This window comes from Nocardiopsis prasina DSM 43845, assembly GCF_000341265.1.
GTDB lineage: Bacteria > Actinomycetota > Actinomycetes > Streptosporangiales > Streptosporangiaceae > Nocardiopsis > Nocardiopsis prasina.
Map to the genome: position 1 here is coordinate 1 of NZ_ANAE01000198.1, position 5,221 is coordinate 5,221.

4 protein-coding genes are annotated in these 5,221 nt (G+C 70.3%); 2 read left to right on the plus strand and 2 right to left on the minus strand.

The features are described 5' to 3' along the window. A partial coding sequence (locus D452_RS0124130) for an LCP family protein (RefSeq protein ID WP_017546705.1) occupies positions 1-785 on the minus strand: 785 nt, incomplete at its 3' end. A 226-nt stretch (positions 786-1,011) separates the two neighbouring features. Next, positions 1,012-1,518, minus strand: a complete 507-nt coding sequence (locus D452_RS0124135) for an RDD family protein (RefSeq protein ID WP_017546706.1) — start codon at positions 1,516-1,518, stop codon at positions 1,012-1,014. Positions 1,519-1,847: 329 nt separating this feature from the next. Here D452_RS0124135 and glnA point away from each other — a divergent pair, with 329 nt between their 5' ends. Then, positions 1,848-3,272: a type I glutamate--ammonia ligase gene (gene glnA, locus D452_RS0124140; RefSeq protein ID WP_017546707.1), complete on the plus strand. Its 1,425-nt coding sequence runs from the start codon at positions 1,848-1,850 to the stop codon at positions 3,270-3,272. A 112-nt stretch (positions 3,273-3,384) separates the two neighbouring features. Further along, positions 3,385-5,221, plus strand: a 1,837-nt coding sequence (locus D452_RS0124145) for a bifunctional [glutamine synthetase] adenylyltransferase/[glutamine synthetase]-adenylyl-L-tyrosine phosphorylase (RefSeq protein ID WP_017546708.1), incomplete at its 3' end; no start/stop codon positions are given.

The following is a 5,221-nucleotide window of genomic DNA, read 5'->3' on the forward strand; positions in this document are numbered from 1 at the left end:
ATGGTGACGGGGCTGGTCATCACCTCGCTGCTGAGCACCTCGCGGAGCATGGCGCCCATGAACTCCTGTTGGCGGTCGATCCGCGACAGGTCGCTGCCGTCGCCCTGGGAGTAGCGGGAGCGCACGAAGCCGAGCGAGTCCTCACCGTCCAGGTTCTGGAGTCCGGCGTCCAGCACCAGGTGCGCCTTGGGGTCGTCGATCGGCTCGGGGATGCACATCTCCACCCCGCCGATGGCGTCGACCATGTCCTTGAAGCCGACGAAGTCCATCATCAGGAAGTGGTCCAGGTGCACGCCGGTGACCTGCTCGACCGCGTTCCACTGGCAGCCCACCCCGCCGAAGGTCATGGCCGAGTTGATCATGCCCTGCTGGGGCTGCATGCCCTCGTAACCCTCCGCTGCCTCACAGCCGGGCAGGTCGACCATGAGGTCGCGGGGCAGGTTCACCAGTGTGGCGGCGCCGTTGTCCACGTTGATGCTCGCGATGAGCATGGTGTCCGGCCGCTCGCCCTCGGCGGCACCGTAGTCGGCGTTCTCGCCGGAGCGCACGTCCGAGCCGATGACGAGGATGTTCAGGACGCCCTCGACGTTCGTGGGCCGGTCCCACTCGTCGGTGTCGACCTGGGCGGTCGTGATGTTGCCGATCAGGCCCTGGTACCAGCCGTAACTACCGAGGCTGGCGATGATCGCCAGCGCGGTCACGACGCACGCGACCCACTGTGCGGCGGACAGCCGGGAGGTGCCCAGGGCACCGGAGCTGCGAGGGGCGGAGCGTCTTCCAGCCATGCGAACCTTCGAGGGTGCGAGGAGACCTAGAGGGGGGCGGGTCAGGGCAGCCAGGGCGTGTCCGGGCGGCGCGCCCGCCGGAGCGGCGGGCGTCGAGAGGCGGTACACGGCCCGAGGTCGCGGGGGTCCCTGCGGAAACGCCGTGAACGGATGCTAACAGCAGCTCGGCACGGGTGCGCACGCGCGTGCGCACAGCGCGCGGAGGGTGCGTACGGCGCGTGCTCGCTCAGTAGCGGGTCGCGACGGTTCCGGCGGCGCGGTCGTGCAGGCCCCGCGTGTCGCGGTCGTAGACCACGGCCGGGATCACCAGGCACAACAGCAGGGTGCGCACCGCCATGGAGGCGAACCAGGGCCAGGAGCGCTCACCGGTTCCGCTGATACCGACCCCGACGAGTCGTCGCCCGATCGTGGTACCGAACAGCGTGAGCAGGACGAGGTTCATCGCCGCGAACACCACCAGCGTGGACAGGGTGGTGAAGTTGGTCAGCGCGATGGCCTCGGGGTCCCCCCCGGCGGCAGCGGCCGCGGCCAGTTCCTGGCCGACCAGCCCGAAGCTGATGGCGACCCACACCAGCATCGCGGAGATGGCCCAGTCCAGGGCGAGGCCGACCAGGCGGCGCATGACCCCGGGCACCGAACCGCTCCCGCTCTCGGGCAGACCCAGCCGGTTGCCGCGGTAACGGAAGTCGTCTTCGGAGACCGTGGGGGCGCCGCTCCGGCTCTTGTCGCTCATGCCTTTCACGCTATCCGCCCCACGTCACCCTCCGCGCGCGGGCCCGCGCGAGCGGTGTGACGTGCCACGGGAGAGGGTGTGTCGCCGGTCACTCCGAAAGATCCGGGTGCCCCGGTTTCTCCCCAAAACAGGCGGAATCACCGTTACGGGACCACTGGCCAACGCGGGCGACCGGCTCCGTAACATGCAGGAAACAATCGAGACACGGCGTGGAAATCACGCGCTCCTAGCTTCGATGACGAGGCCGGGAGACGGCGCGTGGTTCGACATGGCCGCGATGGTGCGGCCCGCGAACCCGCCGTCTCAGCTATCTGCACGGAGGTTCCGTTTTGTTCAGCAGCGTCGAAGAGGTTCTCGCCTACATCCGAGACGAGGACGTCAGGTTCCTCGACGTCCGGTTCACGGACCTGTTCGGAGGCGTGAACCACGTTACCCTCCCGGTCGAGAACGTTGACGAGTCCACGTTCACCGACGGTCAGATGTTCGACGGTTCCTCGATCCGCGGCTTCCAGGCCATCCACGAGTCCGACATGCTGCTCCTGCCCGACCTGAGCACCGGTGTCCTGGACCCGTTCCGCAAGCACAAGACGTTGAACATGACGTTCTTCGTGCACGACCCGCTCACGCTGGAGTCGTACAGCCGCGACCCGCGCAACGTCGCCCGCAAGGCCGAGGCCTACCTCAAGGGCTCGGGCGTGGCCGACACCGCCTTCTTCGGCCCCGAGGCCGAGTTCTACATCTTCGACGACGTCAAGTTCGAGACGCGTGCGAACACCGGTTACTACGAGATCGACTCGATCGAGGGCGCCTGGAACACCGGCTCCGCGATCGAGGGCGGCAACCGCGGCTACCGCCCGCGCTTCAAGGGCGGCTACTTCCCCGTCGAGCCGGTCGACCACTACAGCGACCTGCGCTCGGACATGGTGCGGACCCTGATCGACTCCGGTATCGAGGTCGAGCTCCAGCACCACGAGGTCGGCACCGCCGGGCAGGCCGAGATCGGCATCAAGTTCGGCACGCTGCTTGAGCAGGCCGACAAGGTCCAGCTGTACAAGTACATCGTGAAGAACGTCGCGAACGAGGCCGGCAAGACCGCCACGTTCATGCCCAAGCCGCTCTTCGGCGACAACGGTTCCGGCATGCACTGCCACCAGAGCCTGTGGAAGGACGGCGCCCCGCTGTTCTTCGACGAGGCCGGCTACGGCCAGCTCTCGGACACGGCCCGCTACTACATCGGCGGTCTGCTCAAGCACGCCTCCGCGCTGCTGGCCTTCACCAACCCGACGGTGAACTCCTTCCACCGCCTGGTTCCGGGCTACGAGGCCCCGATCAACCTGGTCTACAGCCAGCGGAACCGCTCGGCCTGCATCCGCCTGCCGCTCACCGGGTCCAACCCGAAGGCCAAGCGCATCGAGTTCCGGGTGCCGGACCCCTCGGCCAACCCGTACCTGGCCTTCTCGGCCATGCTGATGGCGGGCATGGACGGTATCCGGAACAAGATCGAGCCGCCGGAGCCGGTCGACAAGGACCTGTACGAGCTGCCCCCGGCCGAGGCCGCGGCGATCGAGACCGTCCCGGCGTCCCTGGACGCCGCTCTGGAGGCCCTGGAGGCCGACCACGAGTTCCTCCTGGAGGGCGGGGTCTTCACCAAGGACCTGATCGAGACCTACATCGACTTCAAGCGCACCGAGGAGATCGACTCCCTGCGCCTGCGTCCGCACCCGCGCGAGTTCGAGCTCTACTACGACATCTAGCGACACCCCTCGGGGCCGGTATCCAGTTCGGGTACCGGCCCCGACCCGGTTCCGGGGCATGGTTCCCCGATGCGGCTACCGTTGACGCGTGGCAAGGGACGGAAGAACCAACATGACAGCGGGCGCGCTCGCTCGACGCGGTTTCAGTGACAGCACCCGGGCCCTGCGGCTGGTGGAGGAGGCGGGGCTGGACGCCCTGGCCGACACCGAGGTGATCGGCGCCCTCGCGGCCGCGGCCGACCCGGACCAGGCGCTGCTGGGCCTGCTCCGGCTGCTGGAGGCCGCCCCGGACCCGGAGGAGGTGCGCGCGGCCCTGCGGGAGGAGCTGGACCTGCGCACCCGTCTGTGCGGCGTCCTCGGGGTCAGCCCGGCGCTCACCGACCACCTGGTGCGCCACCCCGGCGACTGGCGTGAGCTGCGCGGGGCCGACGCCGCCCGGACCCCGGACCGGGAGGAGCTGCGCCGGGGGCTGATGCACACCGTGGGCGCGCGGCCCGACGATCCCGCCCCGGTGGCCGACCTCTCTTTGGGGCTGGGCGGGGACGACGACCCCTCGGCGGTGCTGCGGCACACCCTGCGGGTGGCCTACCGGCGCCGTGTGCTGCGGCTGGCCGGGCGTGACCTGACCGGGGTGAACACCGTGGACGAGGTCGCCGCCGAGCTGGCCGACCTCGCGGCGGCGACCCTCGACGCGGCGCTGGCGGTGGCCCGCGCGGAGTCCCCCGAGGACGCCGCGCTGTGCCGTCTGAGCGTGATCGGCATGGGCAAGTGCGGCGGGCGCGAACTGAACTACGTCAGCGACGTGGACGTGGTGTTCGTGGCCGAACCCGCCCTGGGCGAGGACGGCGTGCCCGCCGACGAACAGGAGGCCCAGAGGGCCGCGACGCGACTGGCCACGGCCATGATGCGCGTCCCGTCGGAGACCGACGCGGAGGGCACCCTGTGGGAGGTGGACCCGGCGCTGCGCCCGGAGGGCCGCAACGGTCCGCTGGTTCGGCCGCTGGCCGGACACCTGGCGTACTACGACCGCTGGGCCAAGACCTGGGAGTTCCAGGCGCTGCTCAAGGCTCGGCCGATCGCCGGTGACGAGGGGCTCGGTCGACAGTACGCGGAGGCGATCGCCCCGCTGGTGTGGGAGGCCTCCGGCCGCAAGGACTTCGTGGAGGACGTACAGGCCATGCGCCGCCGGGTGGTGGCGCACATCCCCGCTGGCCAGGCCGAGCACGAACTGAAACTGGGCCCGGGAGGGCTGCGCGACATCGAGTTCTCCGTGCAGCTGCTCCAGCTGGTGCACGGGCGTTCGGACGAGCGCCTGCGGTCGGGCAACACCCTCGAGGCCCTGGCGGCGCTGTCGGAGTACGGATACGTGGGGCGGCGGGACGCGGCCGGGCTGTCCGACGCCTACCGGTTCCTGCGCCGGGTGGAGCACCTGTTGCAGTTGGAGCGGCTGCGCCGGACCCACCTGATGCCCGATCCCCAGGCCCCGGACGGCCCGTCGCGGCTGCGGCAGCTGGGTCGGGCCCTGGGGTTCACCGCCGATCCGGTCCGGGAGCTGACCGGAGCCCGCAAGCGGGTGTCGGCGGAGGTGCGCCGCCTGCACGAGAAGCTCTTCTACCGTCCGCTGCTGAACGCGGTGGCCGCCCTGCCCGAGGACGAGATCCGGCTCTCCGCCGACCAGGCCGTGGAGCGGTTGGGCGCACTGGGGTTCGTGGATCCGCGCGGGGCGCTGCGCCACCTGGAGTCGTTGACGTCGGGGCTGTCCCGCCGGGCCGCCATCCAGCGCACGCTGTTGCCGGTGATGCTGGGGTGGTTCGCGGACTCCCCCGACCCGGACGCCGGGTTGCTCGGGTTCCGGCAGGTCAGCGATGCCCTGGGCACCACGCCCTGGTACCTGCGGCTGCTGCGGGACGACGTCCGGGTGGCCGAGCGGATGGCGTGGCTGCTGGGCA

Coding starts and splice junctions, on each gene's coding strand:
- D452_RS0124135 (WP_017546706.1), bottom strand. CDS start 1,518: ATGAGCGACAAGAGCCGGAGCGGCGCCCCCACGGTCTCCGAAGACGAC.